General features: G+C 72.1%; 14 protein-coding genes. 12 read left to right on the top strand and 2 right to left on the bottom strand.

The genetic code is table 11. The annotated features are described in order from the left end of the window. Positions 1 to 545 precede the first annotated feature (545 nt). The 8 genes from ACWD4G_RS02875 (at position 546) to ACWD4G_RS02840 (ending at position 17128) form a co-directional block, all read left to right on the top strand. Positions 546 to 5507: an FHA domain-containing protein gene (locus tag ACWD4G_RS02875; protein ID WP_451290360.1), complete on the top strand. Its 4962-nt coding sequence runs from the start codon at positions 546 to 548 to the stop codon at positions 5505 to 5507. 39 nt (positions 5508 to 5546) lie between these two features. Further along, on the top strand, positions 5547 to 5693 hold the full coding sequence (locus tag ACWD4G_RS02870; protein ID WP_451290359.1) for a hypothetical protein: 147 nt from the start codon (positions 5547 to 5549) through the stop codon (positions 5691 to 5693). Between the two features lie 273 nt (positions 5694 to 5966). Next, positions 5967 to 7388, top strand: coding sequence for an ABC transporter substrate-binding protein (locus ACWD4G_RS02865; protein ID WP_451290358.1), 1422 nt, complete (start codon positions 5967 to 5969; stop codon positions 7386 to 7388). Between the two features lie 13 nt (positions 7389 to 7401). Then, complete coding sequence (locus ACWD4G_RS02860; protein ID WP_451290357.1) at positions 7402 to 8796, top strand: carbohydrate ABC transporter permease; 1395 nt, start codon at positions 7402 to 7404, stop codon at positions 8794 to 8796. Continuing rightward, on the top strand, positions 8793 to 9725 hold the full coding sequence (locus tag ACWD4G_RS02855; protein ID WP_451290356.1) for a carbohydrate ABC transporter permease: 933 nt from the start codon (positions 8793 to 8795) through the stop codon (positions 9723 to 9725). Before ACWD4G_RS02860 ends, ACWD4G_RS02855 begins: the two co-directional genes overlap by 4 nt. A 404-nt stretch (positions 9726 to 10129) precedes the next feature. Continuing rightward, positions 10130 to 12427, top strand: coding sequence for a bifunctional glycosyltransferase/CDP-glycerol:glycerophosphate glycerophosphotransferase (locus ACWD4G_RS02850; protein ID WP_451290355.1), 2298 nt, complete (start codon positions 10130 to 10132; stop codon positions 12425 to 12427). A 196-nt stretch (positions 12428 to 12623) separates the two neighbouring features. Then, the gene (locus ACWD4G_RS02845; protein ID WP_451290353.1) at positions 12624 to 14834 is read left to right on the top strand and encodes a bifunctional glycosyltransferase/CDP-glycerol:glycerophosphate glycerophosphotransferase; all 2211 of its coding nucleotides are present in this window, start codon (positions 12624 to 12626) and stop codon (positions 14832 to 14834) included. A gap of 5 nt (positions 14835 to 14839) precedes the next feature. Next, a complete protein-coding gene (locus tag ACWD4G_RS02840) occupies positions 14840 to 17128 on the top strand; it encodes a bifunctional glycosyltransferase/CDP-glycerol:glycerophosphate glycerophosphotransferase (protein WP_451290351.1) in 2289 nt (762 codons plus the stop codon). A gap of 167 nt (positions 17129 to 17295) precedes the next feature. Here ACWD4G_RS02840 and ACWD4G_RS02835 read toward each other — a convergent pair whose 3' ends face one another. Next, positions 17296 to 17709 carry an organic hydroperoxide resistance protein gene (locus ACWD4G_RS02835; RefSeq protein ID WP_451290350.1) on the bottom strand — a complete coding sequence of 138 codons (414 nt, stop codon included), beginning with the start codon at positions 17707 to 17709 and terminating at the stop codon, positions 17296 to 17298. Between the two features lie 102 nt (positions 17710 to 17811). On the opposite strand from ACWD4G_RS02835, the gene ACWD4G_RS02830 reads away from it, so the two are divergent. The 4 genes from ACWD4G_RS02830 (at position 17812) to galE (ending at position 21912) form a co-directional block, all read left to right on the top strand. Further along, complete coding sequence (locus ACWD4G_RS02830) at positions 17812 to 18297, top strand: MarR family winged helix-turn-helix transcriptional regulator (protein ID WP_451290349.1); 486 nt, start codon at positions 17812 to 17814, stop codon at positions 18295 to 18297. 47 nt (positions 18298 to 18344) lie between these two features. Then, the gene (locus tag ACWD4G_RS02825; RefSeq protein WP_451290348.1) at positions 18345 to 19061 is read left to right on the top strand and encodes a DNA glycosylase AlkZ-like family protein; all 717 of its coding nucleotides are present in this window, start codon (positions 18345 to 18347) and stop codon (positions 19059 to 19061) included. A gap of 230 nt (positions 19062 to 19291) precedes the next feature. Then, positions 19292 to 20890 carry a glycosyltransferase gene (locus tag ACWD4G_RS02820; protein WP_451290347.1) on the top strand — a complete coding sequence of 533 codons (1599 nt, stop codon included), beginning with the start codon at positions 19292 to 19294 and terminating at the stop codon, positions 20888 to 20890. A gap of 35 nt (positions 20891 to 20925) precedes the next feature. Further along, a complete protein-coding gene (galE, locus tag ACWD4G_RS02815) occupies positions 20926 to 21912 on the top strand; it encodes a UDP-glucose 4-epimerase GalE (RefSeq protein WP_451290346.1) in 987 nt (328 codons plus the stop codon). Between the two features lie 5 nt (positions 21913 to 21917). On the opposite strand, the gene ACWD4G_RS02810 is transcribed toward galE, so the two are convergent. Beyond that, positions 21918 to 22361, bottom strand: a complete 444-nt coding sequence (locus ACWD4G_RS02810) for an ATP-binding protein (protein WP_451290345.1) — start codon at positions 22359 to 22361, stop codon at positions 21918 to 21920. Positions 22362 to 22456 lie beyond the last annotated feature (95 nt).

The raw sequence follows: 22456 nt of genomic DNA, 5'->3' as shown, positions 1-22456 counted from the left end.
GCCCGGTCGGCCTGTCACTCGGTCGCCCGGCCCCGTCCCGCGGACTTCGGACGTTCCGCCCCACTGTAGTGGGGCCGTCCGCGTTACCGGGGTGTCGTCCCGCCGCGACCTGCGGTGAATCGCCCCGGCGGGCTGTGACCCTCCGCACCTCCTGTCGGACTCCCGCCGCGCTCCCGTCGCGCTCCGTCGGCCGCTCGTGCTCGCGAGTACGTACGCGTACCCAGGTGTGTTCGATGGAAAGACGCGGGGGCGTGGGCTGTTGGTTGCCGGATACGGACGTACCCGGTTCCGAATACGGGCGCGAACCGGACGTGACCGATCTCAAGTGATCAACTGTCGGGCACTGGTCAGGCACTTTTGGGGGCAGAGCCGACCAATCAAGATCACTTGACGGTGGGCGGCGGGCGCGTTGTCGGTGGCAGGTGCGAGGATGCCTCCAGTACTGGCCGACGTGCCCGTGAGCGGTGGGGGAAGTCTGCGGTGGGGACCGCGCAGTCTCGTCCTCGTCGTCGCGGGTGCCCGCGCGGAAGGGATCGCAGACGGCGATGCAGATCCGGCTGACCGTCGTAGACCCGCTGGGACCGACCTCGGAGCCGCGAGGGCGTGCCACGGCCTGCGACGTGCTGGTCACGGCACCCGCGGGGACGGCGCTGGCCGCCGTGGCCTCGGGCCTCGCCTCCGCCGTCGGCGAGGGCGCGTCCGTACCGCCGGAGCGGGGCCGGGAGTCCGGCGCCCAGGTGGTGCTGTACGCCGGTGCCGAGCGGCTCGACGCGCAGCGCTGCACGCTGGGGGAGCCGCCGTTGATCGACGGCGCCGTCCTCTCGCTGGGCGCCCCCGCCGAGGCCGGGCCCGAGGTCGACGAGGCCGCCGCGCAGCTCCATGTCATCGCGGGCCCCGACGCGGGCGGTGTCCATCTCCTCCACGGCGGCAAGATCCACATCGGCCGCTCCGCCGACGCGGACGTCCCCCTCGACGACCCCGACGTCTCCCGCCTCCACTGCGCCGTCACCCTCTCCGCCGACGGCCGCGTCTCAGTCGTCGACCTCGGTTCGACGAACGGCACGACCCTCGACGGCCGCCGCGTGACGGACCGCCCGGTACGCCTGGCACCGGGCGCACTGCTGCGCATCGGCGAGTCCGCCCTCCGGCTGGCGTCGTCGTCGGGAGTACGGGGGGTGGGGACCACACCGGACGGGGAGGGGCACGTTCGGGTGACGGTGGGGGGTGGTGGCTCGGGGAGCGGGGTTGGTTCCTCGGACGGGGAGATTCGTTCGTCGGGCGGTGGTGCCGGTTCTTCGGGTGGCCGGGTCGGTTCCGGGGGCGCGGGGCGCGCTGCGGGGGCGGCTGGGGGCGGGTATGGCTCGGGCGCTGCTGCGGGCCGGGCGGGGGGCGCCGGTTCAGCGGGGGGCTCCGGCTCCGGGGGACCGTCTCTTGGGGGTGGGGCCGGGCGAGGGGCCGAGGGCTCCTCGGGGCTTGGTCATGGTGTGCGACGGGCGGAACAGCGACTTGTTCCGGGGCAGGGCGGGGCTCCGGGGATCGAGCGGGCGACGGGTGCCGGGACGGCCGGTCCGGGGGACTCGTCCGGGGCGGGCAGGGGCTCGGCCGGGGTGGGTGGCGGCGTACGGGGTGGCTCGGCGAGAGATGTGCGCCGGGCGGATGGCTTCGGCGCCGGTGATGGACGGGGGGCCGACCGTTCCGGGGCTCCCGACTCATCCGGCGGCTCAGGGGCCCACGGAGGCTCCGGGGCGCATGGCGCTTTTGGGGGTTCGGGTGGCTCCGGCGTGCGCCCCTCGGCCTCCCACGGGTCCGGCGCCGCTGCCGACCGCGTGGGTACCGCCGCTCCGGCCGGCGCCGACGCCGCCGGCGATGACGGCGGCTCCGCCGACACCGGTACCCGTAAAAGCACCCCCCTCCGGGGCACCGACGTACCCCGTGGGGTGCGTAAACGGGGTGGGATCGGGGCCTGGGCACGGCGGTTGGCCGGGGGCCGGGGGCAGTCGGCGGCCGAGCACGATCCCTATGAGTACGACTCCGCGTACGACGAGGACGAGCGCGGTGCGGGGGCTCTGGTCGTGCCCACCGCCGGGGAGCGGTTGCCGGAGATCTGGCCGGACCCGGCCGCGCTGTTGCTGGCCGCGCTCGGGCCCGGGCCCCGGTTGTGGGAGCGGGGGCCGGGGCATCCGGAGGCGTTGACGGTGCGGCTGGGGACGGCGGACCGGGCGGCGCCGGACGGTTCGGGGCTGGTTCCGGCGGTGCCGGTGACGGCGGCGCTGCGAGAGGTCGGCTCGTTGGGGCTGGCCGGTCCGCGCCCCCGGCTGATGGGCCTGGCCCGCGCGGTCGTGGCCCAACTGACCGCGCTGCACGCCCCCGACACGCTCGAAGTCGTCCTCATCAGCGCGGACCGCCACCGCCCCGCCGAGGAACGCACCGCCGACTGGTCCTGGCTGGGCTGGCTCCCCCATCTCCGCCCCGCCCACGGCCAGGACTGCCGCCTCCTCCTCGCCTACGACCGCGAACAGGCCACCGCCCGGGTCGAGGAGTTGCTCCGCAGGGTGGAGGACCACAGGGCGGACAGCGCCGGGCGAGGTTCCGGAGAGCCGAAGGGGCCCGGGGCCGTCGCGCCTTCGGCCGAGCCCGGCCATGCCGAAGCCGCCGGCCGAGGGGGCACGGGCGATGGGCGTGGAGCCCACGGTGCCGGGGGCGCCGGGTCCTGGGGCCACGGGGCCGGAGGCCATGGGGCCGCGGAGACACCGGGTGCCGACGTCCGCCGTACGGCAGCGACCGGGGGCGGCAGCCGTACGGCGGACTCCGGGAGCGGCGCTGGTCACGGGGCTGGAAGCCATGGGGCCGCGAGCCACAGGGCCGCGGACGCACCCGGCGCCGGGACCCGCCGCCCGGCAGAGGCCGGAAGCGGCAGCCGGACGGCAGAAGCCGGAGGCGTCGCGGGTCACGGGACGGGAAGCCATGGGGCCGCGAGCCACCGGATCGGAGACGCACCCGACGCCGGATACCGTCGCCCGGCGGAGGCCGGCGGCGACGCCCGTACGGCCGACGCTGCGGACGTCCCCGGCCACGGCACCGGAAGCCGTGCGGCCAGGAGCCACGGGGCCGCAGACACACTGGGCGCCGGAGGCGTCGCCGGGCACGGCGCTGGAAGCCATGCCGCCAAAAGCCCCTCCGGTGCCGACACCCGTCGTACGGCGGATGCCGGGATCGTGGCGGGCCACGGGGTCGGCGGTGCCGTGGGGCGCCGGGGTGGGCGGCGGCCGTCGTGGGCCAAGGATGACGTTGCCGTCGGCGGGGGCTTCGAGGGGCCGTACACCGTGGTGATCGTGGACGGCGATCCCGGGGGTGCCGATGTGCGTGAGGCCGTGGTGCGGCTGGCGCAGGACGGGCCCGCCGCCGGAATCCATGTGGTGTGCCTCGCGGAGGCGGACGCCGCGTCGCCCACCTCGCCGGTGACGGAGACGTACGCGGAGGCGTGCGGCGGCTCGCCCGCGTTCCGCGCGTGCGGGGCGGTCGCGCTGTTGAGCGGTGATGTGGCGACGGCGCTACGACTGCTGCGCGTCGCTCCCGGGTACGCGGCCGAAAGCGGAGCCGCGGCCCCGACGCCGGGAGCGCACGCCCCCGGCGCCCACCCCCGACAGACCGACGCCCCCGGTCACCCCACCACCCCGGGCCACGCCCTCGGCCATTCCCCCACCCTGGGAACCGCCCCCGGCCATTCGCCCACCACAAGGACCACCACAGGGACACCCCTCGGCCATTCCGCCACCCCGGCGCAAACCCCCACTCGCCCCTCCCCTCAGCCAAACGCCTCCGATCGCTCCCCCTCCGCCCCGGCGTACGCCCCCGGCGCCCCCTCCTCCTCGGCGCACCCGCGTTCGGGTGACACCCCCCTCGACCACTCCCGGTCGGGGCGCGCGAGGGCGGCGTACTCCGAAGCCGACGGCACCGGCGGTGGCGACCGTACGCACACCAACCTCGACTTCGCCGAGGCCGGACGGGCCGGTGGTGACGAGCGGACGCATCCCGGTACGCAGGACCTCGCCCAGCTCGCCGCGAGCGCTCCCGGTCTGTTGAATCAGGGCACCGTCGCCACCGTGGACGCCGTGTCGGCGGCGTGGGCGGAGCGGTTCGCGCGGGCGCTCGCGCCGTTGCGGCCGGACGGTACGGCCGGGGACCGGCCGGCCCGGGTGTCGGCGCCGTTGCCGCAGTCGGCCCGGCTGCTGGACGAGTTGGGGCTGGCGAGGGCCACCCCGGCGTCGCTGATGGCCCGTTGGGCGGACGCCGCCGACGACACGACGGCGCTCGGCGGTCGCGCCTGGGCCGTGCTCGGCGCCGGTCCGCGCGGCCCCGTCTCCGTGGACCTCGTCGCCGAGGGCCCGCATCTGCTGATCGAGGGCCCGCCCGGCAGCGGTCGTACGGAACTGCTGCGGTCCATCGCCGCGTCGCTGGCCGCCGCGGAACGTCCCGACCGTCTGGGCATCGCCCTCGTCGACGGCCGGGACGGTGGCGGCAGCGCGGGCACGGGCGTCGGTGCCGGGGGCGGCGGAGGCCGCGCCGGGGAAGGGCTGGGCGTCTGTACCGACCTCCCCCACGTCGGCACGCACCTCGTCGCCAACGACCCCGTCCGGATGCGGGAGTTCGCCCAGTCACTCGTCACCGAGCTGAAACGCCGGGCCGAACTCCTCGGCGGCCTGGGCTTCGTGGAGTGGCACACCCGCCGCGAGGTCTCGGGCCGTATCGTCCCCCAGCGCTCGGCTGCCACGTCCGCCTCCGGCACCTCCCCGCACGCCCCCTCCGGCATGCCCCCGCACACCGCCTCCGGCGGGGCCGCCGACCTCGACTCCCCCTCCAGCTCCACGCTTCGCCTGCGCCCGGCGGCGGGCGGTCGCAAGTCCCCCGACATGTCCTCCGACAGGCCGTCCCCCGACCGGGGCGGCGGCACGGGTACGGGGACAGGGACGGGCCGGAAGCACTCCTCCGCCGAACTCCCCCGCCTCGTCCTGATCGTCGACGACCTCGACGCCCTGCTGTCCCCACCGCTGGGCTCCACGGGACGCCCCGCCGCCGGTTCGGTCGTACGGGCCCTGGAGGCCGTGGCCCGGGAGGGCGAGCGGCTCGGCGTGCATCTGGTCGCCGCGACCGGCGGTGGCGGTCGTACGGGCGAGGGCGAGCTGGGCCGGGCGGCCGGCGGCCGTGTCGTACTGAGCGCACCCGTACCGGGCCCGGACGAACCGGCGCCCGGACGTGGCGAGTTGCTGGTCACGCCGGGAGGCCACTCGACCCCGTTCCAGGCGGGCCGGGTGACGGGCCGTATCCCGCGTACGGCGACCCTGCGGCCCACGGTCGTGCCGCTCGACTGGTCGCGGATGGGCGATCCCCCGACCCGGCGCCCGGTGAGGGAGTTGGGCAACGGCCCCACCGACCTCGCGCTGCTGGCCAGCGCGTTGGACCGAGCGGCGAAGGAGGTCTCCTCGGCGGGGGTCCCGTCCCTGCTGTGACGAGGCAACTCCTCCGGCCGAGTCGGGGTCTTACCGTCCATGGAACCGGACCCCGACCTCTGCCTCACCGTCCCTGCGGGCTTCGACGACTCGGACGCCGACTCCCAGGTACACCCGATGGCCAGGAAGCTGTTCCCCGCCGCGACCGCCGCAGACGCTTTCGAGCCGGACTCGGAGGACACCTGAGCCCTCGGCGCCTTTCTCCGACGCCGCTCCCCAACAGCCGCGCCCCTCAAGGGGCGCGGGGAACTGCGCGAGCAACCACAACGGCGCCGCACCCGGCAACAACGAGCTCCCCTACGGCGAGTAGCCCCCCACCTCCGGCCCCCTGGTCACGACGCGGTCACGATCACCCGCTCAAACCCCTACGCGCTCTTGCCGCCCGAATGCACCCGGCGTAGACCAGACCCACGGGACAGCGCTCCAACGTTCGACGACGCACGGAGAACGGGGTCAGTGATGCGCAGCACTCTTCGCACTCTTCGTATACGTAAACAAACTCCCAACCCGAAGTCGCAGTTAACCCACACTCGCCACTCAGCCCCCAGAACCCTCGCCGCCCTAGCCGCAGGCGTCCTCGCCCTCTCGCTCACCGCGTGCGGCGGTGACGGCGACGACGACGGCGGCAGCGGCACCGGCGGCGGCTCCAAGGCCACCGTCCAACTCCCCAAGCTGGACGGCCAGAAGCTGGAGATCGCCGCCGTCTTCACCGGCCCGGAGCTGGAGAACTTCCAGAAGGTGCTGGACGAGTTCGAGAAGCGCACCGGCGCGGAGGTGACGTTCGTACCGACCGGGAACAACACCTCCACGTTCCTGGGGACGAAGATCGAGGGCGGCAAGCCGCCGGACGTGGCGTTCATTCCGCAGGTCGGCGTACTGCACCAGTTCGCCCAGAAGGGCTGGGTGAAGCCGCTCGGCGCGGACGCCCAGGCGCAGTTGGACAAGAACTTCTCGCAGGGCTGGAAGGATCTCGGCGCCTACGAGGGCAAGCAGTACGGCGTGTATGTGAAGGCGGCCAACAAGTCGCTGATCTGGTACAACACGGCGGCGTTCGAGGCGGCGGGGATCACCGAGGAGCCGAAGACCTGGGACGAGTTCATACAGACCGCGCAGACGCTGTCCGACTCGGGCACCCCGGCGGTGTCCATCGGCGGCGGCGAGGGCTGGACCCTCACGGACTGGTTCGAGAACGTGTATCTCTCCCAGGCCGGACCCGAGAAGTACGACCAGCTCGCCCAGCACGAGATCAAGTGGACCGACCCGTCCGTCGAGCAGGCGCTGAGCACGCTCGCCGAGCTGTGGGGCAAGGACGAGCTGATCGCGGGCGGGGCCTCGGGCGCGCTCCAGACCGAGTACACCAAGTCGATCACCAATACCTTCGGTGGGAAGACGCCGGCGGGCATGGTCTTCGAGGGCGACTTCGTGGCCGTCACCATCAACGGCGACACCAAGGCGAAGATCGGCACGGACGCCAAGGTCTTCCCGTTCCCGGCGGTGGGCGACGCCTCCCCGGTGGTGACCGGCGGTGACGCGGCCGTGGCGCTCAAGGACGGTGAGGGCCCGCAGGCGCTGCTGACCTTCCTCGCCTCCACCGACGCGGCGGAGATCTGGGCCGCGCAGGGCGGCTTCCTCTCCCCCAACAAGGAGATGGACCAGGCCAGTTACAAGGACGACGTCACCCGGGAGATCGCCAAGGCGCTGCTCGCGGCCGGTGACGACTTCCGCTTCGACATGTCCGACCAGGCCCCGGCGGCGTTCGGCGGCACCCAGGGCGTGGGTGAGTGGAAGGATCTGCAGGACTTCCTGAGGAACCCCGACGACGTGGCCGGCGCCCAGAAGCAGTTGGAGGCCGACGCGGCGAAGGCCTACGGGAACGGCTGACGGCGATCCGACGATGTCGTCCGCTGCCGTGACGAAGACGGCGGGGGGCTCCGGCGACGCGCCGACGCCCCCCGCCGCAGCGCGCAAGAGCGTGACGGGCACCCGGTGGTGGGTGGCGGGACTGTTCCTGCTGCCCGCGCTGGCGCTGCTCGGCGCGCTCGTGGTCTACCCGATCGGGTACTCGGTCTGGCGGAGCCTGTTCGACGCGGACGGCTCGGGCTTCGTCGGCCTCGACAACTACGCCGACATCTTCACCGACGACTCCACCCTCGTCGCCGTACGGAACACCGCGATCTGGGTCGCGGTGGCCCCGGCCCTCGTCACCGCGCTCGGTCTGATCTTCGCGGTGCTGACCGAACGGGTGCGCTGGGGAACGGCGTTCAAGCTGATCGTCTTCATGCCGATGGCGATCTCGATGCTGGCCGCGGGCATCATCTTCCGGCTGGTCTACGAGCAGGACCCGAACCAGGGTGTCGCCAACGCGATCGTGACATCCGTGCACGACACCTTCGTGGACGAGTCCGTCTATCCGAATGCCCGCCCGAACGCCCAGGTGAGCGATCTACGGCCGTCCGGCGGGGGTTCGTTCACGACGGAGGGGACGGTACGGGCGGGCACCCCGGCCCTGCTCCCCCTCGTGGGCATCGCGCCCAACCGCCTCCCCGGCGACCCGCAGGACGCCGAACAGGCCACCGGCAGCGGCAGCGGCAGCGGCAATGGCAATGGCACCGGTGATGGCATCACCGGCACGGTCTGGCTGGACTTCCGGCTCGGCGGCGGCGGTGAGAAAGGGGCCGTCGACCCGGGTGAGAAGGCGCTGAAGGGCGTCAAGGTGGAGGCGGTGAAGGACGGCAAGGTCGTCGCCACGGCGACCAGCGCGGCCGACGGCACCTTCAGCCTGCCCGACTCCGCCGACGGCGCCCGACTCCGGCTCCCCGGCTCGAACTTCGCCGCGCCTTACAACGGGGTCGACTGGCTCGGCCCGACCCTCGTCACCCCGGCCGTGATCGGGGCGTACGTATGGATGTGGGCCGGTTTCGCGATGGTGCTGATCGCGGCCGGACTGGCGGGCGTGGACCGGAATCTGCTGGAGGCGGCCCGCGTCGACGGGGCGAACGAGTGGCAGGTGTTCCGGCGGATCACCGTCCCGCTCCTCGCCCCCGTCCTGGTCGTCGTCCTCGTCACGCTGATGATCAATGTGATGAAGGTGTTCGACCTCGTCTACATCATCGCGCCCCAGCCCAGCCAGGACGAGGCCAACGTCCTCGCCCTCCAGCTCTATCTGGTGTCGTACGGCGGCGGGGGCGACTTCGGGCTCGGCAGCGCGATCGGTGTGGTCCTGCTGCTGCTCGTACTGCCGGTGATGTGGGTCAACATCCGGCGACTGCGGAAGGAGCGCCAACGGTGACGACCGTCGAAACGCCCGCGCCCGCGCCGGCCCCGAAGAACGGCCCGGCGGCGGCGCACGAATACCCCGTACGCGCCCGGCGCTCGCTCGCCGCGCGCCTGGCCGGCGGTGTGGCGGGCGGCGCCCTGCGGATCTTCCTCCTCCTCGTGGCGCTGTTCTGGCTGGTGCCGACGTTCGGGCTGCTGGTGTCGTCGTTCCGTGAGCCGACGGACATCTCCACCTCCGGGTGGTGGAAGGTGTTCTCGGCACCGGCCCAACTCACCGCCAAGAGCTACGAGTCGCTTCTCGAAAACGAGGACATCACCAATGCCCTCCTCAACACGGTCTGGATCACGGTCCCCTCGACCCTGCTGGTGATCCTCGTCGGGGCGATGGCCGGATACGCCTTCGCCTGGATGGACTTCAAGGGGCGCGACTGGTGGTTCATGGTCGTGGTGGGGCTGTTGGTGGTGCCGGTGCAGGTGGCGCTGATCCCGCTGTCCGGGCTCTTCCGGGACCTCGGCATCTTCGGTGACATCACGGGTGTCGTCCTCTTCCACGTCGGCTTCGGCCTCCCGTTCGCGATCTTCCTGCTGCGGAACTTCTTCGCGGAGATCCCCCGGGAGTTGCTGGAGGCGGCGCGGCTGGACGGGGCGGGCGAGATACGCCTGTTCGCGACGGTCGTACTCCCGCTGGCCGCACCGGCGTTGGCCTCCCTGGGCATCTTCCAGTTCCTCTGGGTCTGGAACGACATGCTGGTCGCGCTGGTCTTCTCCAGCTCCGACTCGCAGCCGCTGACGGTCGCCCTGCAACAGCAAGTACGCCAGTTCGGCAGCAACATCGAGATCCTGGCACCGGGCGCCTTCATCTCGATGGTGATCCCACTGGCGGTGTTCTTCGCGTTCCAGAAGCAGTTCGTTTCGGGGGTGATGGCCGGAGCGGTGAAGTAGTCCGGGTGTTGCTCGCGCAGTTCCCCGCGCCCCTAAAAACGATGGCCCTGCGGGCCTATCAAGGCAAAGACAGCCCTGCGGGCCGATCAAAGCGGGGCGCAGCCCCGTCTTTGCCGAGGGGCGCGGGGAACTGCGCGAGCAACCCCATCCGCGCCGCACCCGCCACACAACCCCCACCGCCCGAGCTATCAGGCGCTGGGGGGTCGAAGGGGCGCAGCCCCTGGGGATGGGGCGGGTAAGGGCGGCGGGGGCGAGAAACGCTCGGCGCGAACGCATCGCGCACGCCCACCAGTTCACCCCCACACGCCCCCAACTCCCCGGCATATTCCCCCGTATGGAACACCCAACGTAACCAAATCATCCCATCGGCAGTTTCCGGGCAGTATGCCCGCGCCGACCCATGGATGTCCTCCTTGCCCAGGTTCAGTGTCATCGTCCCCGCGTACAAGGTTCAGGCGTACCTGCACGAATGCCTGGATTCCGTGCTGTCCCAGTCCTTCACCGACCTCGAACTGATCATCGTCGACGACGCCTCCCCGGACGCGTGCGGCGAGATCGCCGAAGAGACCGCCGCCCGCGACCCCCGCGCCCGCCGCCCCGTACGGCTGCGCGAGAACACCGGCCCCGGCGCCGCCCGCAACCGAGGCATGGAACTCGCCCGAGGCGACTACCTCCTCTTCCTCGACGGCGACGACACCCTCGCCCCGGGCGCGCTCCAGTCGATCGCCGACCGGATCAAGGAGACCGGCGAACCGGACGTCCTCGTCCATGACTTCGCCCGCGTCGACTGGACCGGCGAGCCCGTCCGCAACGAACACGCCCCGCAACTCACCGAACAGGGCCCGGCCCCGTTCCGCCTCGACGACCGCCCCGGCCTGCTCAGCGTCACCCCGGTGGTCTGGAACAAGGCGTACAAGCGGGAGTTCGTCGAGGACCACGACTTCCGCTTCCCGCCCGGCATCTACGAGGACACACCCTGGACGTACCCGGTGCTGATGGCCGCCGAGACGATCGCCACCCTCGACCGGATCTGCGTCCACCACCGCACGCGCCGCCACGGCAGCCTGCGCGGCGGCAGCGGCAGCGGCAGCGGCAGCGGCAGCGGCAGCGGCAGCGGCGATGGTGGTGGCAGCGGCACGACGACACGGGGGCACTTCGACGTGTTCGAGCAGTACGACCGGGTCTTCGCGTACGTCGACGAGCGCCCGGAGCTGGCGCAGTGGCGGCCCCTGCTGTTCCGCCGCATGGTCGACCACCTCATCACCATCCACTCCCGGCGCCACCGGCTCCCACGCGAGGCGCGCGCCGAGTTCCTGCGTACAGTCCGCGCACACTGCGCCCGCTACCGCACCCCGGGCGCCCCCGTACGCGCCCGCGCCCGCCTCCGCCAGACCCTGCTACGGCTGGGCGCCCACCGTACGTACCGCGCCCTGCGAGCGGCCGTACGCCTCGCCCGGGGCGCCGGACGCCTGACCCGCGCCCTGGCCGGGCTGCTGCGCTCCGGCGCACTCCGCGTCCACTACCGTCTCCAACGCCTCCTCCCCCTCCGCGCGAACCGGGCGGTGTTCTCGGCGTACGACGGGCGGGGCTACGTATGCAGCCCGGCCGCGCTGGAGAACGCGTTCCGGACGTACGCGCCGGGGATGCGCACCTTCTGGGTCGCGCGCCCCGAGTACCACCACACGCTCCCGGTGGCGACCCGGCGCGTCCTGCCCGGCTCGTTCGCGTACTGGACGGCGCTCGCACGCGCCAAGTACCTGGTGAACAACACCGACTTCGACCCCCGCCTGGCCAAACGCCGTGGCCAGATCCTCCTCCAGACCCAGCACGGCACCCCGCTCAAGTACATGGGCCTCGACCTGCGCGACCGCCCGGCGGCGGCCCGGGGCACCGACTTCGCGTCCGTGCTGCGCGGCAGCGACCAGTGGGACTACGTCCTGTCCGCCAACCGCCACTCCACCCTCGTCTGGGAGCGCGTGTACCCCTCGGCGTACACGACCCTCGCATACGGCTCGCCCCGCAACGACGTCTTCCTGAAGGCGACTTCGACGGACGTGGCCCGTATCCGCGAGAACCTCGGCATCCCCGACGGCGCGGTCGCCATCCTCTACGCCCCCACCCACCGCGACTACCGCCACTCCCAGCAGACCCACCTGGACCTCGAACGGGTCCTGCGCGAACTGGGCCCCCGTTTCGTGATCCTGGCCCGCGCCCACCACGCGTACGGTTCCCCGCTCACGGACCTCGCCCACGGCCGCCTCCTCGACGTCACCGACCACCCCAGCGTCGAAAGCCTCTGCCTGGCCTCCGACGCCCTGATCACCGACTACTCGTCCCTGATGTTCGACTACGCCAACCTCGACCGCCCGATCGTCATCCACACCGAGGACTGGGACGCCTACCAGGCCGCCCGCGGCACCTACTTCGACCTGCGCGCCTTCCCCCCGGGCGCGGTGGCCCGCAGCGAGGACGAGTTGATCGACATCTTCGCCACCGGCCACTGGCGGGGTTCCCGCTCGGCCCAACTCCGCGCGGCCTTCCGAGACCGCTTCTGCCAGTACGACGACGGACAGGCAGCGGAGAGGGTGGTACGGAGGGTAGTCCTGGGCGACACCTCACCCCAGACCATCGCCCCGCTAGCAGACCGCCACCCGGTCCCGTCCCCTCTGACAACGCTCCCGGACACCACCCACGCCCCGTAAGGGGCGCGGGGCTGTATCAATGTGCGGCTCCGCCGCGTGGGCGCGAACAACCACACAGCACCCGCACCCGCCAACCAACCCCGCCCCCCGAGCTATTAGGCGCTGGGGGGGTCGAAGGGGCACAGCCCCTGGTGACGGGAACGGGTAGGGGCGGCGGGGGCGAGAATCCCCACCCAAACTCACAGAAGGGCCACCATTGCCCCGTTTCAGCATCATCGTCCCCACCCACGCCGTCGAACCCCGCCTCCCCCTCGCCCTGGACTCAGTCCTGGCCCAGCCCTTCGGCGACTTCGAACTGATCCCGGTCCACGACACCACGGACTCCCCGGCAGGGACGATCACCCACACCTACGCCACCCGCGACACCCGGGTGGCCCTCACCCAGTCCCCCCCATCGGCCGGCCTGAGCGGCGCCCGCAACGCGGGCCTCACCACCGCCCACGGCACCTACATCCTGTTCCTGGACGGCGACGACACCCTCGCCCCGAACGCGCTCCAGTCGATCGCGGACGCCCTGACCGAGTCCGACGACCCGGACGTGCTGTACCTCGCCCACGAACGCACCCCCTGGTGGGAGGGTTCCGCCACGCTCGTCCCTCCGGACGGGGCGCACACCCCGGCGTGGAGCGCCGCGTACCGGCGTGACTTCCTCACCGAGCACCACCTCACCTTCCCCAGCGGCCACTACACCGACCTCGCCTGGGGCGGCCTGGTCGCCCTGGCCGCCCGCCGCACCGCCGAGCTGCGGAACACCACCGGCGTACGCCACCTCACCCGCCGCCAGGGCAACCGCCTCGACGCGCCCGGCGACCACCAACTGGACCTCCTCGACCAGGTGGAACTGGTCCTGGCCCGCGCCACCGCCGAGAACAGTCTGTCGGCGGAGATGTTCACCCGGCTCTTCGACATCGTCCTGCGCACCGCCGCGCACCCCACCCGCGTCCCGCTGAGCCACCGCCGCGCCTTCTTCCACCGGGCGGGCCAACTCCACGGCCACTACCGGCCCACCGATCTGCGACCACCCACCGGCCGCCGAGCCCTCCAGCACCGTCTGCTCGCCTCGGGCTCGTACACCGCCTTCCGCGCCCTGAGCGGGGTCGACCGATGGGCGACCGGCGCCCTCACCGCGCTCCCCCGCCGCCACACCCTCCTCACCCGCGCCTACTACGCGGCCCAACGCCGCCTCCCCCTGGACAAGAACCTCGCCGTCCACCTCCCGTACGGCGCCCACGACCTCGCCTGCGACCCGACCGCGCTCCACGCGCGGGCGCGCGAACTCGCCCCGCACATCCGCCCGTTGTTCCTGGTCGAGCCGGAGGCGGCCGGTCTCCCGGTCGGCGTCGACCACGCCCTCGTGGGCACCCGCCGCTACTGGAAGGCCCTCGCCCGCGCCAAGTACGTGGTGGGAAACGTGGATTCACTCGGCTCGGCCGCGCCCGTCGTCGTCAAGCGGCCCGGCAGCGTCCATGTCCGGACGGCTCCCGGCACACCCCTGACGACGACGGGCGTGGACCGGGCGCCGTACCCCCTGGCGGCGGCCGCGGTGGCCGGCAGCCGCACCGGGCTCCTCGACTCCGCCGACCACTGGGACTTCTGCCTCTCCGCCAACCGGCACTCGACCCAGACCTGGGAGCGCGCGTTCCCGGGCACGTACGAGACGCTGGAGTACGGCAGCCCGCGCAACGACGTGTTCTACACGGCGACGGAGGCCGATGTGGCCCGCGCACGGCGGGAGTTGGGCATCCCGGAGGACCGCAAGGCGCTGCTCTACGCCCCCGCCCACCGCGACCGCACCACCGGCTTCGACGCCGACTTCGGCCCCGGCGGCGAGGCCCGGCTGGACCTGGAGGCGTTCCGCGAGGCGGTGGGCGAGGAGTTCGTGGTGCTGCGGAGGCCGCACCCGCCGTACGGACCGCACCCGTCACACGGACGCCGCCCCTCTCCCTCCCCTTCTGCCTCTCCTTCCCCTTCTCCCTCCCCCTCCCTCCACGACCTCTGTCTCGCCGCCGACGCGCTGATCACCGACCACTCGCCCCTGATGTTCGACTACGCCCATCTGGACCGGCCGATCGTGGTGCACGCGGAGGACTGGGAGGTCTTCCGCGAGACCCGGGGGGTCTGTCTGGATCTGCCGTCCGTCGCGCCCGGTCATGTGGCGCGGACGGAACGGGAGTTGGCGGACCTGTTCCGGGACGGCTCGTACGCGGACGGGGAGTCGGCGGCGCTGCGGGCGGAGTTCCGTGAGCTGTTCTGCCGGTTCGACGACGGACGGGCGGCCGAGCGGGTCGTCCGACGGGTGTTCCTCGGTGAGCGCCCGGAGAACCTGCCGCCCCTGATCCCGCTCGCCGAACGCACCCCCGCCCCGGCGCCCACCCCACGGCGCCCTTCGTTCCTGGTCAGGAGTTGACGGACGTGCCCCGTTTCAGTGTCATCGTCCCGGTGTTCAAAGTCCGGGGCTTTCTGCGCGAATGCCTCGACTCGGTGCTGGAGCAGTCGTACCGCGATCTGGAGGTGATCGCCGTCGACGACTGCTCGCCCGACGGCAGCGGCGAGATCCTCGACGCGTACGCCGCCCGCGACCCGCGCGTACGCGTGCTGCACCTCCCGGCGAACGTCGGCCTCGGCCGTGCCCGCAACGCCGGACTGCCGTACGCCACCGGGGACTTCCTGCTCTTCCTCGACGGCGACGACACCCTCACCCCCGGCGCCCTGCGCGCGCTGGCCGACCGGCTGGACGAGGTCGGCGACCCCGATGTCCTGGTCTTCGACCATGTCCTCGCCCACTGGTGGGGCGGAACGCGGCGGAGCGAACTCGCGCATGTGCTGCGGGAGGTCGGGTACGGCCTGTTCACGGTCGCCGAGCGCCCGCGCATCCTCGATCTGCCGACCGTCGTCTGGAACAAGGCGTACCGGAGGGAGTTCGTCGAGGAGCACGGCTTCCGCTTCCCGCCGGGCTGCTACGAGGACACGCCGTGGACGTTCCCGGTCCTGCTCAGCGCCGATCGCGTCGCCACCCTCGACCGTATCTGCGTGTCCTACCGCCAACGCCGGCACGGCGGCATCCTCGCCACCCCCGGCCGCCGGCACTTCGACATCCACGACCAGTACGAACGGGTCTTCGCCTTCCTGGACGCCTTCGAGTCCTCCGAGGCATCCGAGTCCTCCGAGGCGTCCGGGTCCTCCATGTCCTGTGAGGCGGTGGCGAGTTGGCGGCCGTATGTGCGGCGGCGGATGGCGGCGCACTGCCTGGAGGTCCTCGACGCTCCGGACCGGGTGCCCGCGCGGGACAAGGGGGAGTTCTTCCGGCGGACGGCGGGGCTCTTCCGGAAGTACGGCGGTGGGGGCGCCGACGGTGCCGAGTTCCGGGTACTGGAGGGGAGTTGGGCCGCCCATCGGGCCCGGCAGCGGGGGCTGCGGCTGCGTGCGGCGCTCGGCACGGGCGGGGAGCGGGTGCGGGCGGCCGGCGTCGAGGGCCTGCGGCGGGGCTGGGCCCTCGCCCAGGAACGGCTGCCACTCGACCCGAACCTCGCGGTGTACTCGGCGTTCTCGCACCGGGGTGTCCTCGGCGACCCGGCGGCCGTGTACCGGGCGGCCCGCGAACTCGCGCCGCACATCCGGGGCGTGTGGGTGGTGCGCCCGGAGCAGGTGGCGGCGCTGCCCACCGGGATCGAGTACGTCACCCCGGACTCGCCTGACTATCTCCGGGTGACCGCGCGGGCCACGTACTTCGTCAACAACGTGACCTGGCCCGACGCCCTGACCCGGCGTCCCGGAAGCGTGCACATCCACACCCACCGGGGTACGCCGCTGAAGTTCATGGCCGCCGATCTGCTGCACAGGCCGGGTGCCCGGCTCGGTGTGGACGTACCGAGACTGCTGCGCCGTGCCGACCGCTGGGACTACAGCCTCGTCGCCAACCGTCACTCGGAGTTGGTGTGGAGCAGGGCGTACCCGTGCGGGTTCGCCTCGCTGCGGACCGGGAGCCCGCGCAATGACGTCCTCGTCAACGCCGGGCCCGAGGACAGGGGGGCGGAGATCCGGGCGCGGCTCGGCATTCCGGCCGATCACACGGTGGTTCTGTACGCGCCCTCGCCCCGCGACTACCGGCGCGGCGGGCATGTCGAGCGGTTCGACCTCGCCCGGTTCGCCGAGGATCTCCGCCGCAGTCTGGGCGAGCGGCACACCCTGGTCGTACGGCTTCATCCGTCCCTCGCGGACGGGCCGGCCCGTGGCTTCGGGCTCGCCGAACTCCATCGGCGGGGGGTCCTCGTGGACGCGACCGATGAGCCGCATGTCGAGCAGGTGATGCTGGCGGCGGATGTGCTGGTGACCGACTACTCGGCGTTGATGTTCGACTACGCCAACCTCGATCGGCCGATCGTCGTGCACGCCGACGACTGGGGGGCCTTCGCGGCGAGCCGGGGGATGTACATCGACATCACCGCCGATCCGCCCGGTCATGTCTCGCGGTCCTACCGGGAGTTGGCGTGGTTGTTCGACTCCGGGCAGTGGGGGGACGGGGAGTCGGCGCGGCTGCGGGCCGGGTTCCGGGAACGGTATTGCGAGTTCGATGACGGGAGGGCTGCGGAGAGGGTGGTGCGGATGTTGATGCTGGGTCAGTCTGCGCCTCTGCCTCCGGCGGTTGGGCGGGTGGGGGGTGCCTCGGTGGTGGCTTCGGCGCCGCCGCTTGTGTCTATGTGAGAAACGCGGATCGCTCCGGGAGGGGTGGTTCGGAGCGATCCGCGATCTGACGGTGGGTGGGGGCTGGTCGCGCAGTTCCCCGCGCCCCTTTTGGGCCTGCGGCCCATCGATCGGGCCTGCGGCCCCATCAAAAAGCGCCGCAGCTGGCCCTCCCCCGAAAGAGATCCCTACTCGACGACCAGCTCCACGGGGATGTTGTTGCGGGTCGCGTTGGAGTACGGGCAGACCTGGTGGGCCTGTTCCACGAGCTTGCGGCCGGTGGTCTGGTCGACCGAGTCGGGGAGTTCGACGCGGAGGGTGACGGCGAGCGCGAAGCCCTCGCCCTGCTTGCCTATGCCGACCTCGGCGGTCACGGCGGCGTCGCTGAGGTCGACCTTCGCGGCACGGCTGACGAGACCGAGGGCGCTGCCGAAGCACGCGGCATACCCGGCGGCGAACAGCTGCTCCGGGTTGGTGCCCTGACCGTCGCCGCCCAGCTCCACCGGCAGGCTCAGCGCGAGGTCGATCTTGCCGTCGTTGGTGAAGGCACGACCATCGCGGCCGTGGGTGGCGGTGGCGACAGCGGTGTACAGCGCGTCCATGGGAAACCGTCCCTTTCAACAGTTCACGGGGTAACGACCTCAAGTAGAGCACACAATTCAATTGCACACAACTAAATGGCGAACAGGAGGTACCCTGGAGCCATGACCACCAGCGCCGTCACCCCATCCGAGGAGATCTCCGGGGACGACTTCCTCCGCCTCGACCGGCAGATCTGCTTCTCCCTGCACGCCGCCTCGCGCGCCTTCAACGGCGTCTACCGCGTGGTCCTCAAGGACCTCGGCATCACCTACCCCCAGTACCTGGTGATGCTGGTGCTGTGGGAGCAGGGCGAACTGCCCGTGAAGAAGCTGGGCGAGCATCTGCGCCTGGACTCCGGCACCCTCTCCCCGCTGCTCAAGCGCTTGGAGGCGGCCGGTCTCGTACGCCGCGAGCGCAGCGCCCACGACGAGCGCTCGGTCGTCGTACGCCCGACCGACGAGGGCACCGCCCTGCGCGAACGCGCCCTGGCCGTGCCCCGTCGCGTGGTCGCCGCGACGACCTTCGACATCGACGAGATCCGAGACCTGCGCGACCGCTTGAACCAGCTGACAGCGGCCCTGGACGAGGCGGCGCGCAACGCCCCGTAGCAGATAGAGGACAGCCTCTGTCCTCTATCCCGGCCATGGTGGCACCCATGACCACGACCGTCCTCGACAACCGCGCCCTCAACCGCGCCACCCTCGCCCGCCAGCAGCTGCTCACGCGCGGCGACGCGTCCGTGCCCGAGGCGGTGGTCCGTCTGTGCGGGCTGCAGGCGCAGGAGCCCCAGGAACCGTTCATCGGGCTGTGGTCCCGTCTGGCCGACTTCAAGCCCGAACGCCTGGACGACGCGCTGACCGGCCGCAGCGTGGTGCCCACCCATCTGACGCGCCGCACCGTCCACCTCGTCGCCTCCGAGGACGTGCTCGCCTGGCGAGCGCGCCACGACACGATGCTGCGTCAGCGGGTGCTGGGCGCCTACCGGCGGGAACTGGCCGGCACCGACCTCGACGAGGTGGCCGCCGCCGGGCGCGCGGTCATGGCCGACCGGCGGCCCCGCACCATGAGCGAGCTGGTACAGGCCGTTGAGGACCGCTGGCCCGGCCCGCCGCGCCGGGTGCTGGGCGAACTGCTCGTCGCGGCCCTCATCCTCCACCGAGGACGGCGATCCCGTCGGACAGCGGCTGCCGCGCCGCTATCTCGCCGCCTACGGCCCCGCCGCGAGCGCGGACCTACGCGCCTGGAGCGGCCTCGCCGGCCTCCCCGCCGCCGTCAAAGCCGAGGCCGAGCCCTTGGCCACCTTCTTGAACGAGAACATCACCCAAGTCCAGCTGAACACGGAGGTCTGACAACAGCCGCCGCGCGTTTTTAAGGGGCGCGGGGCTGTGTCGATATGCGGCTCCGCCGCGTGGGCGCGACCAGCCCCCACAAACCCGCACCCGCCAAAATCCCCCCACCCCTCCCCCCTTAGGCGCACCCACTCCCACGGAATCCCCACCCCCAAACGGAACCCCACCCCCACCCACGCCATCTTCCCCCCGGGGGCCACGAAGCCCCCGTACCGGCACATTTCCGAGCAAAACCCATCGGCCCGGGGCAGGCATGGCTCTCCATCAAGCGAACCCAAAGGTCACCGTCATAGTCATCGGCTACGACGACGCCACCCACGTCACGGCTGCCGTGCGCTCGGCACTGGCCCAGGGCCCCACCGTCACCGAAGTGATCGCGGTCGACGACTGTTCAGCAGACGGCAGCGTGGACCTGCTGACCCACCTGGCCACCGAGGACCCCCGGCTGAGAGTGATCCGCCGGTCGACGAACAGCGGCGGCTGCGGCACCCCCCGCAACCAGGGCCTACACGCGGCGAGTTCGCCGTACGCCATGTTCCTGGACAGCGACGACATACTGCCCCCGGGCGCCGTGGACGCCCTGCTGAGCGCGGCCGAGGCGGACGACGCCCCGGTCGCGGCCGGCCTCTGCGTCCGCAGGGAGATGCCGTCGGGGCGCGAAACCCCGTGGCAGCCCGAGCTGTACGCCGAGCGCACGCTCCTCACCCACCCGGACCGCCGCGTACGCCTCGTCGACGACACCCTCTGCGTCAACAAGCTCTACCGCACCGCCTTCCTGCGCGAACACGGCATCCGCTTCCCCGAAGGCCGCTTCCCCTACGAGGACTTCGTGTTCGTCGCGCGCGTCCTGGCCGCCGGCCCGCGCGTGGCCGTCGTCCCGGACCCGGTGTACGTGTGGCACGTACGCCGCTCGGCGGCCAGGCTGTCCATATCCCTGGACCGTTCCGGCATGGCCAACTGGCGGGCCCGCATAGACGCGCACCAACTGTCGTACGACATCCTGATGGGCGCCGGTGAGAAGCGGTTGGCTCGGGCGGCGCGGACCCGTTTCCTGGACCACTCGCTGCGGATGTACGCACGCGAGCTGGGCTTGCGCGGCGTGGACCACCGGCGCGAATGGTGGGCGCTCACGCGGGCGTATCTGTCCTGCTTCGACGAGAGCGACTTCGCGACGTCGCCCGCGCCCGGCCGGGTCCTCGCAAGGGTGATCCTCGCCTCCGAGGAACCACGCGATCTTTCCCGCCTCAAGGAACTGGCCGCCCGCCCGGCCCGGTTGACCCCGCCGTACGCCCGCGCGGGCGAGGGCTCCCCCATCTGGTCGGCGGACCTCCCCGCCGTGGAGCTCGACCACCTCCTCGTCCGCCCCGTCCATCTGCTCCCCATCGCCGTCGACGCGGAACTGCGCCCACGCGCGCGTGGAACGGTCCTCCGGCTGAGGCTCCACGAGTTGTACGGCCGGGTGGCGAACGCGGGCGCGGAAGCCGTGGAGGTGGAGTTCACCGAGCGGAACGACGGACGGGTGGGCTTCACCGCCACGGCCCCCTGGACCGCGCAGCCCGAGTTCGAAAGCTGGGCGGCCGACATACCCCTGGATCTGACGGCCTTGGGCAACGGCACCTGGGATCTGAGGCTCCGGCTGTGCTTCCGGGACGGCAGCCACCGGGAGACCACCGCCCACGCGGTAGCGGGCACCGGCCTCCTGCGCCGGAGCGCACTACCGAGCGCACGCCACGGCGTACTCCTCGCGCAGCCGTACGCCACCCACGCGGGGGCGCTCGCCCTACGCCTCGCGCCCGGTTGGCGAGGATTGACCGAAGTGGTACGCCGCCGCCTGAAACGCCTGCTTCACTGAGACCTGCTGCAACCATCCACGAGGAGACGTCGTCCATGACCTGGTTGATCACCGGTGGTGCCGGCTACATCGGCGCGCATGTGGTGCGCGCGATGCTGGACGCGGGTGAACGGGCCGTCGTCTACGACGACCTGTCCACCGGGATCGCCGAACGGGTGCCGGAGGGCGTGCCGTTGGAGGTGGGTTCGACGCTGGACGGCGAGCGGCTGGCGGCGGTCGTCCGGAACCACGACATCACCGGCGTCGTCCATCTCGCCGCGAAGAAGCAGGTCGGCGAGTCCGTCGAACTCCCGCTGCACTACTACCGTGAGAACGTCGAGGGCCTGCGCACGCTGCTCTCCGCCGTTACGGACGCGAACGTCCCCTCGTTCGTGTTCTCGTCCTCCGCGGCCGTCTACGGCATGCCGGATGTCGACCTCGTCACCGAGGACACCCCCTGCGCGCCGATGAGCCCGTACGGCGAGACGAAGCTGGTCGGCGAGTGGCTGGTGCGGGCCACGGGCCGGGCGACGGGCCTGTCCACGGCCTCGCTGCGCTACTTCAACGTGGCGGGCGCGGCGAGCCCCGAACTGGCCGACACCGGCGTCTTCAACCTCGTCCCCATGGTCTTCGAGAAGCTCACCGAGAACGCCCCGCCCCGTATCTTCGGCGCCGACTACCCGACCCCCGACGGCACCTGCGTACGCGACTACATCCACGTCGTCGACCTGGCCGAGGCCCATGTGGCGACCGCGCGGCGGCTCAGCCGGGCACCGGGCACGGATCTCACCCTCAACATCGGCCGGGGGGAGGGCGTCTCGGTCCGCGAGATGATCGACCGCATCAACACGATCACCGGCCACGACACCGCGCCGCTGATCGTGGACCGCCGCCCCGGCGATCCCGCGCGCGTGGTCGCCTCCGCCGACCGCATCACCACCGAGCTGGGCTGGAAGGCCCGTTACGGAGTGGAGGAGATGATCGCGTCCGCGTGGGCGGGCTGGACCCGTGACGGCGAACTCCGCGCCCGGGACGGGAACTGAGCGTTTCACCGAGAACGGATCGAAGACGCCGGGCTGCCCTTGCGCATCTTCGGTGGGCGCCGGGGCTGTTCGTCGCCCACCTCGAACCACACGCCCTTTCCGGAGCCGCCCAGCCAGTCCGTTCCCCAGCGGCCCTCACTGACCGTGTCGACGATCCACAGGCCCCGGCCCGATTCGGGGTCGTAGCCCTCCAGTTGGCGCGGCAGCCTGCGGGACTCGTCGTAGACGGTGATGCGCACGGCGTTGTGGAAGCCGTCGGTGTCCAGCAGCAACAGGGTGCCCCGGCCCTTGGTGTGCGCGAAGGAGTTGGTGACCAACTCGGAGGTACAGAGCACCGCGTCGTCGACGAGGGCGTCCAGTCTGAGGATGCGGAGGACTGTGGTGACGAATTCGCGGGCGACGCGGGGGGTGGTGGGGAGGTTGGGACAGTTCAGCTGATACTTGGGCATGGCTCGTCAACTCCAACTTGCTTGGGGCATGGGTGAGTTGAGGCACCAGGAGGGTGCGTTTGCACTCCGAGTGCCGGGCACATCACCGAAGGTAG

Source organism: Streptomyces sp. NPDC002643 (assembly GCF_053592555.1).
This window is presented reverse-complemented; position numbering and strand designations above follow the sequence as displayed.

Bases quoted from the DNA above. Each gene is read 5' to 3' on its own strand.
- ACWD4G_RS02810 (WP_451290345.1), bottom strand. From the start codon at position 22,361: ATGCCCAAGTATCAGCTGAACTGTCCCAACCTCCCCACCACCCCCCGC.
- galE (WP_451290346.1), top strand. From the start codon at position 20,926: ATGACCTGGTTGATCACCGGTGGTGCCGGCTACATCGGCGCGCATGTG.
- ACWD4G_RS02870 (WP_451290359.1), top strand. From the start codon at position 5,547: ATGGAACCGGACCCCGACCTCTGCCTCACCGTCCCTGCGGGCTTCGAC.
- ACWD4G_RS02835 (WP_451290350.1), bottom strand. From the start codon at position 17,709: ATGGACGCGCTGTACACCGCTGTCGCCACCGCCACCCACGGCCGCGAT.
- ACWD4G_RS02860 (WP_451290357.1), top strand. From the start codon at position 7,402: ATGTCGTCCGCTGCCGTGACGAAGACGGCGGGGGGCTCCGGCGACGCG.
- ACWD4G_RS02820 (WP_451290347.1), top strand. From the start codon at position 19,292: ATGGCTCTCCATCAAGCGAACCCAAAGGTCACCGTCATAGTCATCGGC.
- ACWD4G_RS02830 (WP_451290349.1), top strand. From the start codon at position 17,812: ATGACCACCAGCGCCGTCACCCCATCCGAGGAGATCTCCGGGGACGAC.
- ACWD4G_RS02875 (WP_451290360.1), top strand. From the start codon at position 546: ATGCAGATCCGGCTGACCGTCGTAGACCCGCTGGGACCGACCTCGGAG.
- ACWD4G_RS02825 (WP_451290348.1), top strand. From the start codon at position 18,345: ATGACCACGACCGTCCTCGACAACCGCGCCCTCAACCGCGCCACCCTC.
- ACWD4G_RS02850 (WP_451290355.1), top strand. From the start codon at position 10,130: ATGTCCTCCTTGCCCAGGTTCAGTGTCATCGTCCCCGCGTACAAGGTT.
- ACWD4G_RS02865 (WP_451290358.1), top strand. From the start codon at position 5,967: ATGCGCAGCACTCTTCGCACTCTTCGTATACGTAAACAAACTCCCAAC.